Annotated in this window: 22 protein-coding genes; 13 read left to right on the top strand and 9 right to left on the bottom strand. The window is 71.6% G+C overall.

Annotated elements, in window-relative coordinates; translation table 11 throughout:
- Positions 1-146: 146 nt before the first annotated feature.
- Positions 147-743 carry an ArsR/SmtB family transcription factor gene (locus KFLA_RS06440; protein WP_012918964.1) on the top strand — a complete coding sequence of 199 codons (597 nt, stop codon included), beginning with the start codon at positions 147-149 and terminating at the stop codon, positions 741-743.
- On the top strand, positions 740-2,002 hold the full coding sequence (locus KFLA_RS06435; RefSeq protein ID WP_012918963.1) for an MFS transporter: 1,263 nt from the start codon (positions 740-742) through the stop codon (positions 2,000-2,002). The genes KFLA_RS06440 and KFLA_RS06435 overlap by 4 nt, the downstream gene beginning before the upstream one ends.
- Here the strand turns inward: KFLA_RS06435 and KFLA_RS06430 are convergent.
- Positions 1,991-3,289: a hemolysin family protein gene (locus KFLA_RS06430; protein WP_012918962.1), complete on the bottom strand. Its 1,299-nt coding sequence runs from the start codon at positions 3,287-3,289 to the stop codon at positions 1,991-1,993. The two genes, KFLA_RS06435 and KFLA_RS06430, sit on opposite strands and share 12 nt — an antisense overlap.
- Before the next feature lie 132 nt (positions 3,290-3,421).
- Here KFLA_RS06430 and galT point away from each other — a divergent pair, with 132 nt between their 5' ends.
- Both galT and galK read left to right on the top strand, forming a co-directional pair.
- Positions 3,422-4,468 (top strand): galactose-1-phosphate uridylyltransferase, encoded by a 1,047-nt coding sequence (gene galT, locus KFLA_RS06425; protein ID WP_012918961.1) that lies wholly within the window; start codon positions 3,422-3,424, stop codon positions 4,466-4,468.
- Positions 4,465-5,595, top strand: a complete 1,131-nt coding sequence (galK, locus tag KFLA_RS06420; RefSeq protein WP_012918960.1) for a galactokinase — start codon at positions 4,465-4,467, stop codon at positions 5,593-5,595. Before galT ends, galK begins: the two co-directional genes overlap by 4 nt.
- A 216-nt stretch (positions 5,596-5,811) precedes the next feature.
- On the opposite strand, the gene KFLA_RS06415 is transcribed toward galK, so the two are convergent.
- A complete protein-coding gene (locus tag KFLA_RS06415) occupies positions 5,812-6,627 on the bottom strand; it encodes a DeoR/GlpR family DNA-binding transcription regulator (protein ID WP_012918959.1) in 816 nt (271 codons plus the stop codon).
- A gap of 113 nt (positions 6,628-6,740) precedes the next feature.
- Here KFLA_RS06415 and KFLA_RS06410 point away from each other — a divergent pair, with 113 nt between their 5' ends.
- Both KFLA_RS06410 and KFLA_RS06405 read left to right on the top strand, forming a co-directional pair.
- Positions 6,741-7,892, top strand: coding sequence for a GNAT family N-acetyltransferase (locus KFLA_RS06410; RefSeq protein WP_012918958.1), 1,152 nt, complete (start codon positions 6,741-6,743; stop codon positions 7,890-7,892).
- A 69-nt stretch (positions 7,893-7,961) separates the two neighbouring features.
- Entirely contained in the window at positions 7,962-8,621 is a 660-nt protein-coding gene (locus tag KFLA_RS06405; protein WP_041289180.1) for a GNAT family N-acetyltransferase, read from the top strand.
- 44 nt (positions 8,622-8,665) lie between these two features.
- Here the strand turns inward: KFLA_RS06405 and KFLA_RS39275 are convergent, their stop codons facing one another.
- Complete coding sequence (locus KFLA_RS39275) at positions 8,666-9,574, bottom strand: NAD-dependent epimerase/dehydratase family protein (protein WP_012918956.1); 909 nt, start codon at positions 9,572-9,574, stop codon at positions 8,666-8,668.
- Between the two features lie 142 nt (positions 9,575-9,716).
- Here KFLA_RS39275 and KFLA_RS06395 point away from each other — a divergent pair, with 142 nt between their 5' ends.
- The 4 genes from KFLA_RS06395 (at position 9,717) to KFLA_RS06380 (ending at position 13,286) form a co-directional block, all read left to right on the top strand.
- A complete protein-coding gene (locus KFLA_RS06395) occupies positions 9,717-10,589 on the top strand; it encodes a CAP domain-containing protein (protein WP_012918955.1) in 873 nt (290 codons plus the stop codon).
- A 160-nt stretch (positions 10,590-10,749) separates the two neighbouring features.
- Positions 10,750-11,745 (top strand): CAP domain-containing protein, encoded by a 996-nt coding sequence (locus tag KFLA_RS06390; RefSeq protein ID WP_012918954.1) that lies wholly within the window; start codon positions 10,750-10,752, stop codon positions 11,743-11,745.
- A 201-nt stretch (positions 11,746-11,946) separates the two neighbouring features.
- On the top strand, positions 11,947-12,876 hold the full coding sequence (locus tag KFLA_RS06385) for a CAP domain-containing protein (RefSeq protein ID WP_012918953.1): 930 nt from the start codon (positions 11,947-11,949) through the stop codon (positions 12,874-12,876).
- A gap of 152 nt (positions 12,877-13,028) precedes the next feature.
- Complete coding sequence (locus tag KFLA_RS06380) at positions 13,029-13,286, top strand: hypothetical protein (RefSeq protein WP_012918952.1); 258 nt, start codon at positions 13,029-13,031, stop codon at positions 13,284-13,286.
- Between the two features lie 6 nt (positions 13,287-13,292).
- On the opposite strand, the gene KFLA_RS06375 is transcribed toward KFLA_RS06380, so the two are convergent.
- Complete coding sequence (locus KFLA_RS06375; protein WP_012918951.1) at positions 13,293-14,240, bottom strand: GlxA family transcriptional regulator; 948 nt, start codon at positions 14,238-14,240, stop codon at positions 13,293-13,295.
- Positions 14,241-14,310: 70 nt separating this feature from the next.
- Here KFLA_RS06375 and KFLA_RS06370 point away from each other — a divergent pair, with 70 nt between their 5' ends.
- Complete coding sequence (locus KFLA_RS06370) at positions 14,311-15,099, top strand: MBL fold metallo-hydrolase (protein WP_012918950.1); 789 nt, start codon at positions 14,311-14,313, stop codon at positions 15,097-15,099.
- A 28-nt stretch (positions 15,100-15,127) separates the two neighbouring features.
- On the opposite strand, the gene KFLA_RS06365 is transcribed toward KFLA_RS06370, so the two are convergent.
- The 3 genes from KFLA_RS06365 to KFLA_RS06355 form a co-directional block, all read right to left on the bottom strand.
- Positions 15,128-15,991, bottom strand: coding sequence for an MOSC domain-containing protein (locus KFLA_RS06365; RefSeq protein WP_012918949.1), 864 nt, complete (start codon positions 15,989-15,991; stop codon positions 15,128-15,130).
- A gap of 67 nt (positions 15,992-16,058) precedes the next feature.
- Entirely contained in the window at positions 16,059-16,865 is an 807-nt protein-coding gene (locus KFLA_RS06360) for a spermidine synthase (protein WP_012918948.1), read from the bottom strand.
- Between the two features lie 60 nt (positions 16,866-16,925).
- Positions 16,926-18,122 carry a glycerophosphodiester phosphodiesterase gene (locus KFLA_RS06355; protein ID WP_012918947.1) on the bottom strand — a complete coding sequence of 399 codons (1,197 nt, stop codon included), beginning with the start codon at positions 18,120-18,122 and terminating at the stop codon, positions 16,926-16,928.
- 220 nt (positions 18,123-18,342) lie between these two features.
- Between KFLA_RS06355 and KFLA_RS06350 the strand changes: the two genes are divergently transcribed.
- Positions 18,343-19,335 (top strand): malate dehydrogenase, encoded by a 993-nt coding sequence (locus KFLA_RS06350; protein WP_012918946.1) that lies wholly within the window; start codon positions 18,343-18,345, stop codon positions 19,333-19,335.
- A 72-nt stretch (positions 19,336-19,407) separates the two neighbouring features.
- Here KFLA_RS06350 and KFLA_RS06345 read toward each other — a convergent pair whose 3' ends face one another.
- Positions 19,408-19,677 (bottom strand): DUF3017 domain-containing protein, encoded by a 270-nt coding sequence (locus KFLA_RS06345; protein WP_012918945.1) that lies wholly within the window; start codon positions 19,675-19,677, stop codon positions 19,408-19,410.
- Positions 19,677-20,606 carry a bifunctional methylenetetrahydrofolate dehydrogenase/methenyltetrahydrofolate cyclohydrolase gene (locus KFLA_RS06340; RefSeq protein ID WP_012918944.1) on the bottom strand — a complete coding sequence of 310 codons (930 nt, stop codon included), beginning with the start codon at positions 20,604-20,606 and terminating at the stop codon, positions 19,677-19,679. Before KFLA_RS06340 ends, KFLA_RS06345 begins: the two co-directional genes overlap by 1 nt.
- Positions 20,607-21,010: 404 nt before the next feature.
- Here KFLA_RS06340 and KFLA_RS37275 point away from each other — a divergent pair, with 404 nt between their 5' ends.
- Positions 21,011-21,397: a hypothetical protein gene (locus KFLA_RS37275; RefSeq protein ID WP_148256558.1), complete on the top strand. Its 387-nt coding sequence runs from the start codon at positions 21,011-21,013 to the stop codon at positions 21,395-21,397.
- The last annotated feature ends 37 nt before the right edge of the window (positions 21,398-21,434 follow it).

Raw genomic sequence — 21,434 nt, 5'->3', positions numbered from 1 at the left:
ACGCCGGCGGTACGACGCTTACGCCTGCGTCGACCGGCCCGCGGGAGGTTGCTGAGTGGTGGAGTCGCCGAAACCTCCCCACGTCGAGCTGCGGTCATTCCAAGCAACAGCTTGACATCTGGTTCGGCCAGCGGGATATTCCAAGCATGTCCTTGGAATCGGAGTCCCGGCGTAAGCGGCTGCTCGACGACCCGTTGGCGATCCGGGCGATGGCACACCCGGTTCGCCTCGACCTGCAGGCCCTGCTCGGGCGCGAAGGGCCGCTCACCGCGGCCGACGCCGCCCGCCGGCTGGGCATCAGCCAGGCGCTCGCGTCCCACCACCTCCGGCAGCTGGCGAAGTACGACTTCGTCGAGCCGGCGCCCGGCAAGGACAATCGCGAGCGTCCCTGGCGACTGGTCTCCACCTCGCAGTCCTGGCGTAGCGCACGACTCACCTCGGAAGGGGCGGCGGCCGCCGACGTGCTCGAGCAGCTGATCGCCGAGCGTGCGCTGAACAACCTGGCCGAGTGGCAGCAGCGGCGTCTGCAGGAGCCCGACATCCTGGTCGAGAACTCGGGTATCGGCCACACCGCCGTCTACCTCACCGGCGAGGAGCTGGCCGAGCTGGAGGAACAGATCAGCGGCCTGCTGCAGCGCTACGTGGACGAGCGGCCGATCGACGACAAGGCCAGCCGGCCGCCGGGCAGCCGGCTGGTCGACATCACCCGGATCGTCGCCGTGCTGCCCGAGTACGACGCATGAAAGACCTGTGGGCGGTCCTGGCCCGGCGTCGCGACTACCGGCTCCTGCTGAGCGCGGACCTCATCTCGCTGACCGGCGACTGGGTCCTGCGGACCGGGCTCGCCTTCCACGTCTACACGCTGACGGGGTCGACACTGGCGTCGGGTGGTCTGCTGCTGGCGTCGTTCGTGCCGCTGGTGGTGCTCGGGTCGCTGGCGGGCGTGTTCGTGGACCGGTGGGACCGGCGCCGGACGATGATCGTGGTCAACCTGCTGCACGTGCTCGTCCTGCTGCCGCTGCTGGCGGTCCGGGACGAGGGCGGGCTCTGGCTGATCTACCTGGTCGTGGTCACACAAAGTTGCCTACAGCAATTTTTTGCACCGGCCGAGCAGTCGCTGGTCCCCCACCTGGTGGAGCCGGGGCAGCTGGTCACCGCCAACGCGTTGAGCAGCCAGACCAACGACATCGCGCGGCTGGCCGGCGCGGCGCTCGGCGGAGTGCTCGCCGCTACCGGCGGCCTTCCGTTGCTGGCGCTGGTCGACGCCGCGACGTACGCCCTCGCGGTGCTGCTGCTCCTGCGGGTGCGGCACCGGGCAGTCGCCGTGGTCCGCCAGCGCACGAGCGGGGCCCTGCGCAGGGTGAAGGACGACTGGGTGGACGGGATCCGGATCTGCGTCCGGAGCCGGGCGTTGCGCATCGTCTTCGCCTTCGGGCTGGTCACCGGGGTCGGCGAAGGAGCGATGAGCACCTTGTTCGCGCCGTTCGTCAGCGTCGAACTGGGCGGCGACGGTACGGCGTACGGGTTGATCGTGTCGGCGCAGGCGGTCGGCGGGATCATGGGCGGACTGGTCGCGGCGGCGGTCGGGGGCCGGTTCGCGGCGGCGAAGCTGTGGGGCGTCGGGGCGGTGCTGTTCGGACTCGTCGATCTGGCCCTGTTCTGCTATCCCCTGTTCTGGGACGGGCTGGCGCCCGCGTTCGCGCTGATGGTCATCGTCGGTCTGCCCGGCGCCTTCGTCGTCGCCGGGTCGATGACAGTGGTGCAGCGGCTCACCGACGACGCCTCCCGGGGGCGGGTCCTCGGTGCGCTCTTCGCCACCGAAGGCGCCGCCGTCCTGGTCGGCATCACCGCCTCCGGCCTGCTCGGCGACGTCGTCGGCATCATCCCCGTACTCGTTGCTCAAGGCGTCGGCTTCACCGTCGGCGGCCTGGTGGTGCTCAGCCGCAGCAAGGTCCTCGGCCGCAGCACCGCCGGCAGCACGGCGACCGTCTCAGCTGGTTGACGGCTCTTCGGCGGTGACCCGGTGGACCCGGACCCGGGCGACCCGGCGGCCGTCCATCTCGGTGACGGTGATGTTGTAGCCGTCGACGGAGCCCTCGTCGCCGACGGCCGGGACCCGGCCGAGCTGGGCGGCGAGGAAGCCGGCGACGGTCTCGTACGGCCCGTCGGGCAGCTCGACGCCGGTCTCGTCGGCGAAGTCGTCCAGGTTGAGCAGGCCGTCCACCTCGACGTCGCCGCTGCGCAACCGCGTCGTCTCGCCGGCGTCCTCGTCGTACTCGTCCTTGATGTCGCCGATCAGCTCCTCGACCAGGTCCTCCAGCGTGACGATGCCGGCGGTGCCGCCGTACTCGTCCAGCACGATCGCCAGGTGGGTGCTGCGCCGGCGCATCTCGGTCAGCGTCGGCAGCAGTTTCGCGGTGTCCGGCAGCATCAGCACGTCCCGGGCCAGGTCACCGACCCGGACCGACCGGGACGCGACCGCCGGGTCGAACAGGTCGCGCACGTGCACGAAACCGACGATGTCGTCGGCCGAGCCGTTCATCACCGGGTACCGCGAGTGCGGCCGCTCGGCGGCGAACTTCACCGCCTTGTACGCCGGCATCTCGGCGTCGACGAAGTCCACCTCGGTGCGCGGCAGCATCAGCTCGCGCAACTGGCGGCTGCCGGCCTCGAACACGTCGTCGACGATCCGGCGCTCCTCCTCGCCCAGCGACTCGTGCGCGGAGACCAGGTCGCGCAGCTCCTCGTCGGTCATCACCTCCCGGTTCGCGTTCGGGTCGCCGCCGAGGGCACGCACCACCAGGTCGGTGGACCGCGACAGCAACCAGATCACCGGCCGGACCGCCGAGGCGATCCGGTCCACCAGCGGCGCCAGCCCGAGCGCGAACACCTCGGCGCGCTGCAGGGCGAGCCGCTTGGCCGCGAGCTCACCGATCACGATCGACACGTAGGAGATGGCCACGGTGATCAGCACCAGAGCGAGGGTGTCGGCCAGCGACGGGGGCAGGCCGAGGTCCTGCAGGTGCGGCGACAGCCCGTCGGCCAGCGTCGCGCCGCCGAAGGCGGCGGACAGGAAGCCCATCAGGGTGACGCCGATCTGCACCGCGGACAGGAACCGGTTCGGGTTCGCGGCGACTCGGGCGACGGTCTCACCCCGGCGCCCCCGGGTGGCGATCGACTTCAGCTGGCTCTCCCGCAGGGAGACCAGAGCCATCTCGGCCGCGGCGAACACTCCGCCGATCAGCACGAAGACGAAGATCAGGACGATGTTGAGCAGGGTCTCGTTCATGAGCTGGGAGTTCCTAGCGTCCTCTCCTGGACAGCGGGAGAGGACGCGGGAGTAGGGCGACGTCCATCGGTCCAGGGTAGCGGCGGGAGGTCACCTCCCGCATGTTCGATTCTGTTGGTTTATGATTGGTCAATGCAGACACCGCGTGGTGCGCGCCGGACGGACACCAAGCTGTCCGACGGCCGGGACCTGATCTACTACGACCCGGCCGACGCCCCGGTCCGGGTCCCGCCGGCGGACACCCGCGGCCTGGACGCGCCGAAGCCGCAGGTCCAGCTGCGCACCGACCCGCTGACCGGTGACGTCATCACCTACGCCACCCACCGCAACACCCGGACCTACCTGCCGCCGGCCGACCAGTGCCCGCTATGCCCGACCAAGCCCGGCAACCCGACCGAGATCCCGGACCACGACTACAACGTCGCCGTCTTCGCGAACCGGTTCCCGTCGTTCGCCGGGCCCGGCCGGGCCGAGGTGGTCTGCTTCACCAGCGACCACAGCAAGTCCTTCACCGACCTGTCCCAGGGCCAGGCCCGACTGGTGGTCGAGACCTGGGCGGACCGGGTCGCCGAGCTGAGCGCCCGGCCGGACGTGGAGTACATCTTCCCGTTCGAGAACCGCGGCCGGGAGATCGGCGTCACACTCAGCCACCCGCACGGCCAGATCTACGCCTACCCGTTCCTGCCGCCGCGGATCCGGACCCTGCTGGCCCGTGCCCGGGAGCACCGGGACGCCACCGGCGGCAACCTGTTCGCCGACGTGCTCGCGGCCGAGCGCACGCAAGGCACCCGGGTGGTCGCCGAGAACCCGACCTGGACGGCGTTCGTGCCGGAGGCGGCCCGCTGGCCGGTCGAGGTGCACCTCTACCCGCACCGGCAGGTCGCCGACATCGCCGAGTTGACCGACGCCGAGCGCGACGACTTCGCCGAGCTGTACCTGAACGTGCTGCGCCGCTTCGACGGCCTGTACGGCGAACCGCTGCCCTACATCGCCGCCTGGCACGCGGCCCCGGTCCGGGTAGACCGCGAGCTGGGGTACCTGCACCTGGAGCTGTTGTCGATCCGGCGGGCCGCGGACAAGATCAAGTACCTGGCGGGCTCGGAGTCCGGGATGGGCGCGTTCATCTCCGACACCCGCCCCGAGGACGTCGCCGAAACCCTGCGAAAGGCCGGCTCGTGACCACTTTCGAAACAGTTTTCGGAACTGCGCCGGACGGCGTCTGGCGGGCTCCCGGCCGGGTCAACCTGATCGGCGAGCACACCGACTACAACGACGGCCTGGTGCTGCCGATCGCGCTGCCGAACCAGATCGTGGTCAGCGCCGCGGCCCGTGCGGACGGGGTCGTCGCCGTCGCCTCCAGCGGCCAGGACGGGGTGATCGAGTTCTCGCTCGACGCGCTGGAACCGGGCTCGGTCGGCGACTGGGCGGCGTACCCGGCGGGGGCGGCGTGGGTGCTGCGCGAGGCCGGGTACCCGATCGGCGGCGCCAACCTGCTGGTCGACTCCGACCTGCCGTCGGGCGCCGGGCTCTCGTCGTCGGCCGCGCTGCTGTGCGCGACCGCCGTCGCCCTGCTCGGGCTGCAGGAGGTCGAGGTCGACCCGGCCGAGGTCGCCCGGCTCGCCCAGCGCGCCGAGAACTCCTACGTCGGGGCGCCGGTCGGTCTGATGGACCAGATGGCCTCGATGTGCTGCACCGCCGGTCACGCGCTGTACTTCGACATCCGGGCGATGTCGACCGACCAGATCCCGTTCGACCCCGAGGCCGAGGGCCTGACGCTGCTGGTGATCGACGTGAAGGCGCCGCACCGGCACGTCGACGGCGAGTACGCCGCCCGCCGGAAGAGCTGCGAGCAGGCCGCGGCCGTGCTCGGCGTACCGGCGTTGCGGTCGATCGCGCCGGAGGACCTGGACGCCGCGCTGGCCAGGCTGTCCGACGACGTCGACCGGCGCCGGGTCCGGCACGTGGTGACCGAGATCCGCCGGGTCGAGCAGGCCGTCGAGCTGATGCGGGCCGGCCGGCTGCGCGACGTCGGTCCGCTTTTCACCGCCTCGCACGCGTCCCTGCGCGACGACTTCGAGATCACCGTGCCGGAGCTCGACGTGGCGGTCGACACCGCGCTGGCGGCCGGGGCCCTCGGCGCCCGGATGACCGGCGGCGGCTTCGGCGGCTGCATCATCGCGCTGGTCGAGACCGCGGCAGCCGACCGGACCTTCGCCGCGATCGAGAAGGCCTTCGCCGAGCACGGCTTCCGCACGCCGACCTCCTTGGCCGCCACCCCCTCCGCCGGTGCCTCCCGCCTCGCCTGACCCTCCCCACGCACCGAACCGCACACTCTGCTGGGTCAACCCACCAGGTGCAGGGTTGGCCCAGCAAATTCTGACTGGCCAACCCTGCATCTGCTGGGTTAACCCCTCAAGCGCAGGGTTGGCCCAGCAAATTCTGAGGGGTCAACCCTGCATCTGCTGGGTTAACCCATCAGAGTGCTGGGTCCGGCCGCAGGGTCGGGGGTCGCGGAGCGGGGGTCAGGTGGTGGCGAGCACTAGCTCGCAGCCGGTGTCGCGCATCGCCTTGCGCGCCGCCGGGGCGAGACCGGCGTCGGTGACGACGACGTCGAGGTCGTTCCAGGTCGCGAACGTGCTCAGGCCGACCGTGCCCCACTTGGTGTGGTCGGCGACCAGCACCACCTCGCGGCTGGCCGCGATGAACGAGCGGTTGGTCTCGGCCTCCATCAGGTTCGGCGTGCTGAGGCCGTGCTCGGCGTCGACGCCGTGCGCGCCGAGGAACAGCATGTCCAGGTGCAGCGACTGCAAGGCGGCGGTGGCGATCGGGCCGACCAGTGCGTCGGACGGCGTCCGGATGCCGCCGATCAGTACGACGGTCCGGTCCGAGCGGCCGTTGCTGTGGAACACGTCGGCGATCCGGGCCGAGTTCGTCACCACGGTCAGGTTCTCCACCCGGAGCAACTGCCGGGCCAGCGCGTACGTCGTGGTGCCGGCGCCGATGCCGATCGCGCTGTCCGGCTGGACCCGGCGGGCGGCCTCGGCGGCGATCGCCTGCTTGGCGGCGGACTCCTGGGTCAGCTTGGCGTCGAAGCCCGGCTCGTGCGCGCTGCGCAGGCCGACCGAGGTGGCGCCGCCGTGCACCTTGTGCAGCAGGCCGCTGGAGTCCAGCGCGTCCAGGTCGCGGCGGATCGTCATGTCCGAGACGCCGAACCGGTCGACCAGCTCGGCGACCGTGACCGCGCCGCGGCTGTTGACCTCGGCAACGATCGTGGCCTGCCGCTGGGCAGCCAGCTGACCACCCCGGCCACGGGGTTCGGCGGTTCCGGCAGCGTTCACACCGACAGCCTAGAGCGTGCGGCGGGGGAAAGCAGTCGGAATCCGGAGCAGCGCTGGCCCGCGGCCACGAAATGACGTTGCCGCCGGGCGGCCGGGACCGTCACGCTGGCGGCATGCGATTCCCCGAGGACGTCCCGGTGCTGACCGACGGATCGATCACCCTGCGCGCGCACACGACGGCCGACGTCGAACCGGCGTACGAGGCGTGCCAGGACCCGCAGATGCAGCAGTGGACGACGATTCCGGTGCCGTACCTGCGCGAGCACGCGGTCAGCTACCTGACCGAGGTGATCCCGGCCGGCTGGCGCAACGACGGCAGCTTCGCCTGGGCGATCGAGTACGACGGCCGCTACGCCGGCACCATCGACCTGCGCGACACCCAGGGCGGCCAGGGCGAGATCGGCTTCGCGGTGGCGCCGTGGGCCCGCGGGCACGGGGTGATGACGCGCGCGGTGAAGCTGGTGGTCCGGCACGCGTTCGACGTGCTCGGCTGGAACCGCGTGGTGTGGCGCGCGTACGTCGGCAACTGGGGCTCCCGCCGGGTCGCTTGGAAGGCCGGGTTCCGGCACCTGGTGACGGTCGCCGGCGGTGGCCTGCAGCGCGGGGTCCGCCGGGACGAGTGGGTCGCGTCGATCGGCCGCGACGAGGAGCTCGAGCCGCAGGGGCACTGGTGGGACGTGCCGGTGGTGGAGGGCGACAACCTCAGGCTGCGCGCGCTTCGCCCCGACGACGCCGACCGGGTGGTCGAGGCCTGCACCGACGAGCGCACGCAGCACTGGCTGGCGGGGATGCCGTCGCCGTACGGGCGCCAGGAGGCCGAAGCGTTCATCGAAGGCCGGCTGGAGAACTCGGCCTCGGGTGAGGGCGTCTCCTGGGCGATCACCGAGCCCGGCTCCGACCTGCTGCTCGGCAACGTCAGCGTCTTCGACCTGCGGAACCGGATCGACGCGACCATGGGCGAGGTCGGCTACTGGTTGCACCCGCAGGCACGCGGTCGCGGTGTGATGACGGAGGCGGTGCGGCTCGCGGCCCGGCACGCGTTCACCCCGATCGAGCAGGGCGGTCTGGGGCGCCGCCGGCTGGTCCTGTACGCCGCCATCGGCAACAAGGCGTCCGCGTACGTGGCCGAAGCCAACGGTTTCACCCTGACCGGGACGGCGCGGGCGGCCAGTCCGCGGCGCGACGGCAGCTTCGACGACCTGCTCTGCTTCGACCTGCTGAGCACCGACTCCCGCGGCGAAAGCGGGCCGCGTTCCACAGAATGAACCAGCAATGTTCACCAGGCGACACCACTTCCTCTCGCCGTGCGGGCTTTCGGCTGCTTGAATCGACGGGTGAGAGATCGTGAGGAGCTCGTCCGCCGGTGGCAGGCGGGATGGTCGGTTTCCCGGGGCTGGACGACGGTGGAGGACGACAACGACGGCATCCTGACCGTGCGCGCGGGCGAGGACAACCGCGCCATGGAGTACGTCGTGCTGGACGCGGACGACAAACCCGAACGCGTCGAACGCGCCGCCGAGCTGGCCCAGGCGGCCGGGGGTGGCCGGGGCGCCGGCTGGATCACGCTGGCCACCGACGACCGGGAGGCCCGGACCGAGCAGCTCGAGGACCTCGGCCTGGAGGTCCAGCGCGAGCAGGACTGGCTGATGACGATCCAGCTGTCCGAGCAGCCGGCCCTGCAGCTCAACGACCGGTACGCGTTGCACACCGAGCTGGAGTCGGACCTGATCGTCACCCGGGCCACGCTGCACGGCGGCGTGGTGTCGAGCGGCCGGATGGCGGTGGTCGGCGAGGACGCCGTCGCGGACCGGATCGAGACCGACCCGGCACACCGGCGGCGCGGTCTGGGCAGCGCGGTGATGGCGTCCCTGGTGGAGACGGCCGCTGCGCACGGCGCCAAACGCGGAATCCTGATCGCGTCGATCGACGGCCTGCGGCTCTACCGCAGCCTCGGCTGGAAGGTCGTCGCCGACATCGTCATCGCCCGCTGCTGACCGCGGACCTGGCGACTTCCCGCGGGCAGTCGCCAGGTCCGGGGTCAGACGGCGTTGACGGTGTCCCGCAGCGCGTCGTCGGTCGGCGTCGGCCGCAGGCCGAAGGCACGCTCGGCCTGCCCGGAGTCGATCACGAACGGCCGGCGGACCTGGTACTGGAGTTCGCGGATCTCCTTGGCCTGCTGGTCGAACAGCCCGCCGATCCACAGCACCGCGGGCGGCATCGTCGTCAGCCGGGCCGGCGGCGCGCCGGCCAGCTCGGCGGCCCGGGCGGCCAAGTCCCGCAGTGACACCGGCGGCGGGGTCGGCACCAGCCAGGTCCTCCCCCACGCCGCCTCGTCGCCCGCGACCGCCACCAGCGTGCGCGCGACGTCCTGGACCGCGGTCCAGCTGTGCGGTGCGTCCAGGTCCGCCGGGACCGCGACCTTCTTGCCCTTCAGCACCCCGGGCAGCACGCCGATCGTGAAGAACGACGCCGCACCGGCGCCCAGGTAGTCCGATCCCCGGACCTCGGCGGTCCGGATCCGCCCGGCCTGGTGCGCCGCGAGGGCGTCGGCCCACAGCTTGGCGCGCACGGCACCCTTCACCGAGTTCGGCCGCTCCGGGTCCTGCTCGCGGATCGGCCCGGACGGTTCGCCGTACGGGTAGAGGTTGCCGGTGCTGACCAGGACGGCGCCGGTCTTCTCGGCGGCCGCGATCAGCGAGGCGCCGAGCGGAGGCCACTCGGCCGCCCAGCGCGGGTAGGGCGGACCGCCACAACTCAGCAAGCTGCTCGCGCCGCTCGCGATCGCGCTCAGTGCCGCCGGATCGGTGGCGTCCGCGGCCACCTTGGTGATGGCTGGATGTTCGGGTCCGCCGCCGCTGCGGGTGACCAGCTTGACGTCTTCGCCGCGTTCCGCGAGCAGACGCGCGACCGTGGTACCAACCGGTCCGGCGCCGACAACCACCTGCATGAGGGTCCTCCCCTGTTCCACCGCCGGCCGCGAAGATTCGCGGCCGGCTGCGAACGGTAGTACGTCAAAGGTTTGTCAATGCGGGGTTGCGGGGCGGGCCGAGGGGTCGTTCGGCCGGAGTCGATCCGCTACGGTCCGGTCCGTGCCTTCCTCCCAGTACGACGAATTCCCGGGCCACGGCGGTCGGCGGCGGGCGAAGCGCCGCAGCGTGGCCGCCCCGATCCTCGCGGCACTGGTGGTGCTCGGACTGCTCGCGGGCGGCGGCTGGTACCTGACCCGCGACGGCAAGGACGCGGTCGCGACCGGCCAGGACGAACCGCTGACGGCCGGCACCGGGCCCAGCTCCACTTCGCCGTCGGACGAGCCGGCCGAGTTGCCGACGCCGACTGCCACACCGAGCGTGACCCCGACCCCGACGCCGACCCCGACGCTGACACCGTCCCGGACGCCGTCGGCGACGCCGAGCCGGACGCCCCCGAACAAGCCCAGCGCGACCCCGACGCCGACCCGGTCGAGCAGTGCGCCGAGCCGCGGCAGCACCCGGACCCCCACGCCGTCGCCGAAGCCGACCCGCACCAGCACCCCGAGGCCGACCACCACCAAGCCCGCGCCGCCGAGCGGCGGTTCCGCGGAGACCCAGGTCCTGCACCTCACCAACGCCGAACGCCAGAAGGCCGGCTGCGGACCGCTGCGCAGCAATGCCGCCCTCACCCGCGCGGCCGAGGGGCACGCCGCGGACATGGTCGACCGGCACTACTTCGACCACACCAGCCTGGACGGCCGCAGCCCGTTCGACCGGATGAAGGCGGCCGGCTTCACCGGCGGCGCGATGGCCGAGAACATCGCCGTCGGCTACAGCTCCCCGGCAGCCGTGGTGGAGGGCTGGATGAAGAGCACCGGGCACCGCAAGAACATGCTCAACTGCAGCTACACGATGATCGGGATCGGCTATCACAGCGGCCAGGTGAAGCCCGACTGGGGCAACGGCAGCTGGGTGCAGAACTTCGGCGGCTGAGCCGAATCTTCGGGATGCGTTAAGACCGTGAGCGTTCCCGTAACGGTGGCCTCCGGCCTCGGTTAAGGTCCTTGTTCGGTCACCAGGGGGGACCTGGTACGGACGGGCGGGGAAGCACGCAGTACTCCGGTACGAACGAACGAAGAGGATTCGCCCATCCATGACGGACTCGCCTACCCCTGGGCGGCACCGCGGCCGACGAGCGGCGCCCCGACGCAGCCGTGGTCTGGTCGGCCCGGTCGTCAGCTCGTTGTCGGTGCTGCTGGCCATCGGCCCTGTCGTCTGGCTGATGACGAACCGTGACGGCTCGGCGGTCGCGGACAACGACGCGACCAAGGTGCTGAACGTCGCCGAGGACAACTCCGGTCCGGCCGCGGTCGACGACTCCACCTCTCCCGGTGCGCCCGGCAAGACCGGCAAGCCGCAGGCCACCGTCACCGCGACGCTGCCCAACGGGATGACCACCACCATCACGCCCTCCGGTACGCCGACCCTCGGAACGGCAGAGTCGACTCCCGGCACGCCGGTCACTGGTGGGCCGACGACGGTGATCACCTCCCTGCCCGGTGGGGTGACGACCGTGACCGTGCGGCCGAGTGGCCCGCCGACCATCGCCGGCGGCACCGCCAAGCCGAAGCCGCGCCCGGCGTCGTCGAAGCCGACGACCACCACGACCACGACCACCACCACGAGCACGCCGCCGCCGACCACCGAGCCGACGCCGGACGACCCGCCGCCCGGCGGTGGCGGGACCAACGCGCAGGAGCGCGAGGTGCTGGAGCTGACCAACCAGGCCCGGCGCAGGCAGGGCTGCCGTCCGCTGCAGCTCGACGACAGCCTGGTCGAGGCCGCCGGCCGGCACGCGTCCGACATGGTGCGCCGGCACTACCTGGACCACACCAACCCCGACGGCCAGGGCCCGGGCGACCGGATCCAGGCGGCCGGCTTCCGCGGTTCCGGCTGGGGCGAGAACATTGCCGCCGGCTACGAATCCCCGCAGCGCGTGGTCGCCGCCTGGATGAACAGCGACGGGCACCGGGCCAACATCCTGAACTGCAAGTACAACCGGATCGGCATCGGCTTCGATCCCGGCCAGGTGAAGTCCGACTGGGGCTCGGGCAGCTGGGTGCAGGACTTCGGCCGGGTCAGCAGCTAAGTTTTGTCAGCACAAGATGTTGTCGTGGTCCCACCACCGGCTCGCCGGAGTCGGTGGTGAGGTGACAACCGGCCGCCGGTTCACCGGTGACGACAACGGGTAGATCCGTCCTTGCAGACCATCGGGCGCACCTCACCAGCGCCGCGGTGAGACGAATGAGGCACGTCTTGGGGGGCGACCGTGAAGGGAACACGTAGGTAAATGTCAGAGCCCGGAGCCACCGCTCGGCGCCGGCGCAGCAGAAGGGCCGCCCCGCAACCGTCGCGGGTCCGCCGACCGCTGATCGCCATCGCATCCGTCGTCCTGGTGATCACGCCGATCTCCTGGATCCTGCTGCACGAACCGCAGAACGACCAGGCCGACGCGTCGATCCCCTACGTCAGCCGCGACGACGACACCTACATCACCGCGTCGGCCGACCCGGCGGCCGTCACCACGGAGGCCCCGACCACGGCGACGCCGAGCACCCCGCCGACGCCCGGCCAGACGCCGACCCCGACGCCGGTCCCGACCACGACGCCGACCCCGGGCCAGACGCCGGGCACGACGGCACCCACCGACGCGCCGACGGACGGCCCCACGGACTGGCCGACGGACGGGCCGACGGGCCGGCCCACCAGTACGCCGACCGACCCGCCGACCGGAGGGGCGACCACCCCGCCCCAGCCGCCCCCGGACGAGGACTCCCCCGGCCCGCAGCCGACGAGGACGCCGACCCCGACGCGTACGACGACCAGCAGCCCGCCGCCGGAGGACGAGGGCAACATGAGCCCTGCGGAACTGGAGTTGTTCCACCTGGTCGACAACGCTCGCCAGGAACGCGGCTGCGCCCCGCTACGCCGCAACAATGATCTGTCCGACGGCGCGGGCAGCGAAGCCGAAGGTCGGGCCTCCAGCGGCGACGTCGCGGAAACCGGCTCGTCGAAGGCCGCCGCCGGCGGGGACAGCATGACGGCCAAGACAGCGTTCGACCGCCTGAAGGCCGACAGCTCCCGCACGCTGTTCAACTGCGGACTGGACGAGCTGGGTGTCGGCCGAGGCACCGCGACTCGCGAGACGGGCGCACTCTGCGGTCTACTGGGCGTCTGCACCACGAGGACGAGGGTCGCCTGGGTGGTCGACTTCGACTAGTGCCCGCGCGGCTACCCAGCGAGATCCCCGCCACCAGTTGGTGATTTCGGGCGGCTGGGTTGGGCGTGGGGTGCGACCATGGGTGCAGGTGCTCGAGCCCGGACTCCGGGGCGGGGTCGGTTCGAGCCTCCACCTACCGTGCGGGAGGCCGGATGTCCGAGCGCGACGATCTGGAACCGGCCCGGCCTGCACTGTTCGGCATCCCGCCGGACGCGCTGGCCGACGAGCGCCCGGACGGCCGCCCGGAAGCGGCGAAACGGATGGGCCTGAGCCGGCACACCGAGGAGGGCGCCGTCGTGGCCTTCGCCTCCTCGCTCGACCGTACGAAGCCCGGCCACCGCACGATGGCCTGGATCATGCTGGTGATGTTCTCCGCCCCGGCCTTCTACACCCTGCTGCTCCTGTTCTGAGCCGGGCTAGCCGGCGAGGCGGGTGAAGTCCTGGCGGTGGCGTTGCGGGGTGGTGCCCAGGACCTGCCGGAAGTGGTGCCGTAGTGCGGCACTGCTGCCGAAGCCGCTCGCCGTCGCGATCCGCTCGACCGGGTGGTCAGTGGTCTCCAGCAGTGACCGGGCCCGATCCAGCCGCTGGCGGAGCAACCACGCCTGCCCGCTCACCCCGGTCCGGGCGCGGAACTGCCGGGTGAACGTCCGCCGCGACAGGGCAACCGCTGCGGCCCACTCGTCGAGCGAGATGGTCCGGTCGAGCCGGGCCCGCGCCCACACCATCGCCTTCTCGATCACGTCGTCGGCCTCCTCCGGAGGGACCGGGACCGGGATGTACTGGGCCTGCGTTCCACTGCGGTGCGGCGCGACCACGATCCGCCGGGCCAGCTGCTCGGCGACCTCGACCCCGTGGTGGGCGCGGACGAGGTGCAGGCAGCAGTCGAGCGACGAGGCGGTCCCTGCCGACGTCACCACGTCCCCCAGGTCCGACCAGAGCACGTCGGCCCGCACCCGCAGGTCGGCGTACCGCTTCTGCAGGTCCTCGGCCCAGTACCAGTGGGTGACGACCTCGCGCCCGGCGGCGATCCCGCTCGCGGCGACCAGGTAGGAGCCGAGGCACAGGCCGACGACGGTCGCTCCCCGCAGGTGAGCTGCGCGGATCGCGTCGAGCAGCCGAGGCGACGGGGTGACACCGGGCGTCCAGCTGGGCAGGATCACCAGGTCCGCGGTCCGGAGCACGTCCAGCTCGCGCTCGACGTGCAAGCCGAAGCCGGCGTTCGTGCCGAGCCGTCCGGCCTGCTCGGCAAAGACCTGGACGTCGTACAGGTGCTCGGTCCCCAGCCGGTCGCCGAAGACCAGGCACGGCACCGAGAGGTGGAACGGGCTGATCCCGTCGAAGGCGAGCACCGCAACCGTGCGCATGGCCCGATCTTAAGCAAGCATGGCTCGCGGGCCAATGGCGTGCCCAGCCGCCGAACCGCAGGATCGAGTCATGAAGCTCACCCACATCGGCGGACCGACAGCCCTGCTCGAGCTCGGCGGTCTGCGCCTGCTGACCGATCCGGCGTTCGACCCGCCCGGCGAGTACCAGCTCCCGGGACGCGTGGTGAAGAAGCTCACCGGCCCTGCCCGGCAGCCCGAGGACCTCGCCCCGATCGATGTCGTGCTGCTGTCCCACGACCAGCACAAGGACAACCTGGACGACGCCGGCCGCGCTCTGCTCGGGTCGGTCCCCCTCGTCCTGTCGACTCCTGACGCCGCGGCCCGGATCGACGGCGTACACGGTCTTCAGCCCTGGCGGTCGATGCAGTTGCCGCGCCCAGCCGGCGGCACACTCACCATCACCGGTGTGCCCGCCCAGCACGGCCCGGACGGCTGCGAGCCGGTGACCGGTGTCGTCACCGGCTTCCTGCTCACCGCCGACGACCTGCCCACGGTGTACGTCTCCGGCGACAACGCCTCGGTACCGCTGGTCGCTGAGCTGGCCGAGCGGGTCACCGCCGGGGCCGTACCCGGTGTCAGTGCCCGCAGCATCGACATCGCCGTACTTTTCGCCGGTGCCGCCCGAACTCCGCTGCTCGACGGCCGGCCACTCACCCTCACCTCCGAAGCCGCCGCCGAAGCAGCCCACCTGCTCGCCGCTGCGGCGATCGTCCCCGTTCACACGGAAGGCTGGGCGCACTTCACCGAAGGCCCCGACCACCTCGAGAAGACCTTCGCCGCTGCCGGCCTGGCTGCCCGCCTCGCCCTGCCCACGCCAGGCGTCCCGCTGACCCTGTGAATCTGTCCACCGACCGACAGGGAGGGCTCTACCGCGTCGAGGGCGCCGGGTCGGAGCCCTCGGGCAGCCACTCGTGGACCGTGAAGACGTCGCCGACGGCAACTGTGCCGGGCTGCAGCACGGCTGCCTTCAGGCCGAAGCTGACGCCGCCGCCGTAGTCGGGCTGGCGCCGGTACCGCGCGAGCGTGCGGGTCGGCTCGGGGCCGTTCTTCTCGCCGGTCGCCTGGTTCACCGTCGGGACGGCGCAGCGGATCGCGCGGGCGGCGTAGCCGAGCTCGAGCGTGCCGACCGACGCGGTCAGCACCGTGTCCTCGGTGTGCGGCTCGGGCCAGCCGGAGACGACGATGTTCGGCCGGAAGCGGTTCACCGGGATCGGCTCGCCGCCGCCCTCCACGATGCGCGCGTTCAGCTCGTCGATGGACGCCACCGACACGATCAGCAGTGCGTGCGCGTCGCCGAAGAGAGTCTGTCCGGGGTGCACGCCCCAGCCCGGCCGCTCGTGCTCGGGGGTGACCCGGACGAGTGCCACCGACCGGCCGAGCTGCTCGGTGAACCACGCGTCCGCCGCCGGGTCCTGGACCACCCCGGCCCCGAACCACTTGCCGAACAGGCTGACGTCGCGCCGCTTGCCGTCGTACGCGACCTGGATCTCGAGGTCGTTCGCGCCGTCGGCCGACAGCCGCAGTCCGGCGCCGTCGTCGAGCACGTCGACGTGCAGCCGCGCCATCGCGGGCAGGCTGCGCTGGCTCAGGAAGGTGCCGTCGGGCTCGACCAGCATGAAGCTCCGGTCGTGCTGCAGGCCGGCCGCACCGGCCTCGGCCCGCTCGACGGACACCCCGGCCAGGCCCTTCACCGGGTAGTAGGTCAGGGTCGAAACTCTCGCGTCGGACACTCCGGAAACGCTACCGGTCCCGGTGCCGCCGCGGACCGGACGCACGGACAAGCTGACGCCGAATTGTTCACTTCCCGAAGGTGCCCGACGGCGCCGCGGGCGAGAGGAACGACTCCGCGTCGGTCAGCGGCTCCGCCTTGCCGGCCAGCTCGGCCAGCGGCATCACCTCGTACGGCGGTTGCGCGCGCCGCCCCACCGCGGTCAGGTCCGGCACCGGCTGTCGCGACGCCGCCAGCACGACGTTGCCGAACGCCTTGCCGCGCAGGACCTTGCGCTCGGCAAGCACCACCCCGCCGCCGAGCGCCTCGCGCACCGTGGCCGCGACCCGGCGGACGAAGCCCAGCCCGGCCGAGCCGTCGATCAGGTTGTGCACCAGGACGCCGGCCGGCCGCAGCACCCGGGCGCACTCGGCCGCGAACTCCGCGGTGACCAGGTTCGCCGGCACGGCCTCCCGCACGAACGCGTCGACGACGACCAGGTCGACCGAGTCGTCGTACACGGCGCCGATCCCGGCTCGTCCGGTCACCGGCCGCACCTTGATCCCGGACCGTTTCGGCAGCGGCAGCACCTCGCGGACGAACTCGGTCAGGTCCTCGTCCGGCTCCAGCACGATCTGCCGCGACCGCGGCCGGGTCGCCGCGACGTACCGGGCGAGCGTCAGTCCGGCCCCGCCGACGTGCAGCACCGACACCGGCTGCCGCCGCGGCGCGACCACGTCGGCGACGTCACCGATCCGGCGCATGTACTCGAAGCCGAGGTGCGACGGGTCGGCCAGGTCGACCTGCGACTGCAGCGACCCGTCCACCCGCAGCACGAACGTGCCGTCCGCCGCGGCCTCGACGGTGGCTGTGCCGGACTCGACCTTGCGTTCCACCCGGTCATCCTGCCACCGCCGGAGCCCGCGTCCGGACGGCGTACCGTCTGCGCCGTACGGTCAGCGCGCCTCGGTGGCCGCGGCGACCGCGATGTCGGCGTTGTCGGAGAACAGCCCGTCGATCCCGGCCTTCCGGAACGCCGCGATCTCGCCGAACAGGTCGCCGGACTCCGCGGGGACCGCGGAGCTGCGCAGGCTCACCGGCAGGAAGTTGTTCTCCACCCGGAAGGTGTACGGGTGGACGACCAGCCCGGCCCGGTGCGCGTTGCCGACCAGCGCGGTCGGGGCGCCGAGCTTGCCGCTGGAGTCGACCGGGATCACCTGGTCCTTCGCCGGCCCGACACCCTCGGCGTACGTCGCCACCTCGCGCAGCCCGGCCGCGCTGACCACGTCGGCGTACGTGCGCTTGTCCCCCGCCGCCACGAAGTCGTACGGCGCACCGGAGGCGCTGGTCAGCTGCACCAGCGGAACGCGCAGCTGCGGGTCGAGCGCCTTCAGGTTCGCCACCTCGAAGGACTGCACGAAGACCTTCGCGCCCGGGCGGTTCAGGCCGTTGCGGTTCAGCACCTTCACCAGCTCCGGCTCCAGCGCGAGTCCCTGGCGCTGGAAGTACGTCGGGTGCTTGGTCTCCGGGTAGATCCCGATCGGCCGGCCGAGCTCACGCGACAGCCGCTTGGTCAGGTCGATCACCTCCTGCAAGGTCGGGACCTGGTAGCGCTTGTTGAACACGGTGTTCTGCTGCCGAAGCGCCGGGATGCGCTCGGTGGCGCGCAGCGTCTTGAGCTCCTGCAGGGTGAAGTCCTCGGTGAACCAGCCGGTCACCGGCGTACCGTCCAGGTCCTTGGTCTTCTTCCGCGCGGCGAACTCGGGGCGCGACGCGACGTCCGTCGTACCGCCGATCTCCGGCTCGTGACGGGCGACCAGCACGCGGTCCTTGGTGGTGACCAGGTCCGGCTCGACGAAGTCGGCACCCATCCGCGCCGCCAGCTCGTACGCCGCCAGCGTGTGCTCAGGCCGGTAGCCCGAAGCGCCGCGGTGCCCCACCACCACGAAGCCGTCCCGGCCGCGAGCGGCGGCGCGCTCGACGGCGGCGTTCTCGCCGGGCACGGTCTGGCTGGCGACGCCCTGGTCGGCGGCACCGCGGCCGGCCGGAGCGGCGGCGGGAGCGCCGGTGCCGGAAACCTGCGGGGCGAGCAGCGCGGCGCCGACGGTCAGCGCGGAGGCGCCGAGCGCGACGAACTGCCGGGACAGCTTCATCGGATTCTCCTTACACGTCAGGGGACTGCGCACACCCTGCGGCCACCTCGCGACCTGCACACGGCGCCACCTCGTCCGGCCGGCGACCACCCGGTGAACGATCGCTGTCCGCCGGTGCGGGTGAGGTGGTACGGATCACCGGCCCCACCGTCGCCACGGGGCGGTCGGCTTGCTAGCGTCCGAAGAAGTCAGCCCGTCGAACCCCTCTGAGGAGCGTGTCGTGAGCACTACCCCCGTGAAGGTCGCCGTCACCGGCGCCGCCGGCCAGATCGGCTACAGCCTGCTGTTCCGGATCGCCAGCGGTGCGCTGCTGGGCCCGGACACCCCGGTCGAGCTGCGGCTGCTGGAGATCACCCCGGCGCTGAAGGCGCTGGAGGGGGTCGTGATGGAGCTCGACGACTGCGCGTTCCCGACGCTGGCCAAGGTCGAGATCGGCGACGACCCGAACACCATCTTCGACGGCGCGAACGTCGCCCTGCTGGTCGGCGCCCGGCCGCGGACCAAGGGCATGGAGCGCGGTGACCTGCTCGAGGCCAACGGCGCGATCTTCACCGGCCAGGGCAAGGCGCTGAACGACCACGCCGCCGACGACATCCGGGTCACCGTCACCGGCAACCCGGCCAACACCAACGCGCTGATCGCCAAGAGCAACGCGCCGGACATCCCGGCCGAGCGGTTCTCCGCGCTGACCCGGCTGGACCACAACCGCGCGCTGGCACAGCTGGCCAAGAAGACCGGCACCAGCGTCAACGACCTGAAGAAGCTGACGATCTGGGGCAACCACTCGGCCACCCAGTACCCGGACATCTTCCACGCCGAGGTGGCCGGCAAGAACGCCGCCGAGGTCGTCAACGACCAGACCTGGCTGGAGAACGACTTCATCCCGACCGTGCAGAAGCGCGGCGCGGCGATCATCGAGGCCCGCGGCGCCTCCTCGGCCGCGTCGGCCGCGGCGGCCACGATCGACCACACCCGCGACTGGCTGCGCGGGTCGGCCGACGGCGACTGGCTGTCGATGGCGGTCGTGTCCGACGGCTCGTACGGCGTACCGGAGGGGCTGATCTCGTCGTTCCCGGTGATCACCAAGGACGGCAACTGGGAGATCGTGCAGGGCCTGGAGATCAACGACTTCTCCCGCGGCCGGATCGACGCCAGTGCCGCCGAGCTCGCCGAGGAGCGCGACGCGGTCCAGCAGCTCGGCCTGATCGGCTGATCCACTCAGCTGCTGCGTCCGAAGAACCCTGCGCTGGAGCGCGAGGTTCTTCGGACGCAGGTGTTTTCGGGGTCAGTTCGGGACGATGAGGCCGAGCAGGAGGATGGCGGCGCCGACGCCGAGCAGGAGGGCGGTGTCGAACATCCGGCCGCGGACGTGCAGCAAGCCGGCGGCGTCGTCGCTGAGCGCGGCCCGCAGCAAGCCGGCCAGCAGGACGCTGCCCGCGAACACCACGACGCCGTTGCGCCAGTCGTAGAAGGTCATCACGACCAGCCCGGTCAGCCCGACCGCCGCGCAGAGCGTGAGCGGCCACTCGCTGCGCCGCTCGGCAGCAGCCGCCATCAGCCGGCCGCCCCCGCGTCGCCGCCCGCCGAGGCGGTGCTCGTGCCTGCAGCTCCGGGCGCCCCGGGCGCTCCGGCGGCGACGGCCGCCTCGGCGGCCTCGACCACATTGGTGAGCAGCATCGCCCGGGTCATCGGGCCGATCCCGCCGGGCATCGGCGCGATCCAGGCGGCGGCCTCCCGCGCGGCCGGCGCGATGTCGCCGACGATCTTGCCGTCGGCGCCGCGGCTGGTTCCGACGTCGAGCAGCACCGCGCCCGGCTTGACCATGTCGGCGGTGATCAGCCCGGCCGACCCGGCGGCCGCGATCACGATGTCGCCGGTGCGAACCACCGCGGCCAGGTCCTTGGTGCCGGTGTGGCACTGGGTGACCGTGGCGTTCTCGCTCTTACGCGTGAACAGCAGCCCCATCGGCCGGCCGGCGGTGACGCCCCGGCCGACGACGACCACGTGCGCGCCGGCGATCGGTACGTCGTACCGGCGGAGCAGCTCGACGCAGCCCTTCGGCGTACACGGCAACGGGCCGTCCTGCCCGAGCACCAGCTTGCCGAGGCTGACCGGGTGCAGGCCGTCGGCGTCCTTGGCCGGGTCGATCAGCCCGAGGATCGCGTTGGTGTCGACGTGCTTGGGCAGCGGCAGCTGGACGATGAAACCGGTGCAGGCCGGGTTCTCGTTCAGCTCGCGCACCTTGGCCGCGATGTCGCCCTCGGTCGCGTCCGCCGGAAGCACCACCTCGATCGAGGCGATCCCGACGGCCGCGCAGTCCCGATGCTTGCCCGCCACGTACGCCCGGCTGCCCGGGTCGTCCCCCACCAGGATCGTGCCGAGCCCCGGCACCACTCCCTGCTCGGCAAGCTTGGTCACCCGGACCTTCAGCTCGTCCTTGATCGCCGCCGCGGCCGCCTTGCCATCCAGAATCTCCGCCGTCACAAGACAGGAGTCTGCCACGCCCGCCGCTGGCCGCCGGAACCGCGTCGCCGCCGGGTCAGGCGCCGGCAAGACTGGCGTAGCCACGCCTGGACGCCGCGTCACCCCGCACGGCCCGCATGACAGCACGAACGCCTGACAGGCGTGACCAGCGATGTCGGCCGAATGACCGGCTTCGCGGATCAGTTGTCGCCGAGCGACTGCGTGACCACCGGGAGGAGTCCTCTCGGTGGCCACGATCGCGCACCGGTGGAGATTCTTGTCAGCACAGACGGTTGGACTGCTTGACTGCCGCAGAGCTTGTGATAGTCGCTGCGGGCGCGGCGCCACGAAGATGGACGACAAGAGAGAAAAATACTGAGCCGATCCCCAACTGCAGGGCGCTCCATACGACTACAGTATGAGCCATGGAATTCTTGAACACAAAACCGTACACGATGCGAGAGGAGTGGAGGACGCATCTGGATTCCGCTGAATTGACAGCAGTTTTCACGGCCGCCGTCGAGCGCGAAGGAGGACGCGTCGACCGCAAGCAGGACAACGGTTTGACCGCCTCGTTCGGCTCGCGGCCTTCATTCCGATTCTGGGGCCTACTAGGGCATCCGAAACCGGAAGAGGCGGCACCTGTCATTGTCGACGTACATTGGGGACGTGCCGCCTCCGAGACCTCCAGCGTCACCATCGAAGCACGAAGCAACGAAGGTTGGGCGATCTACCGGGGCAGAATGCTAGCCGCTTTTTACCGTGATGTGCTGCGCCAGAAGATTGAAGCACTTAAAGCAGCTGTCATTTGACTAGCGTTCGTGAGATGACGCCCGCTCGGCGCCATCT

This window comes from Kribbella flavida DSM 17836 (assembly GCF_000024345.1).
Classification (GTDB): Bacteria; Actinomycetota; Actinomycetes; order Propionibacteriales; family Kribbellaceae; genus Kribbella; species Kribbella flavida.
The sequence above is the reverse complement of the archived record's forward strand: the minus strand, read 5'-3'. Positions and strand labels throughout refer to the sequence as shown.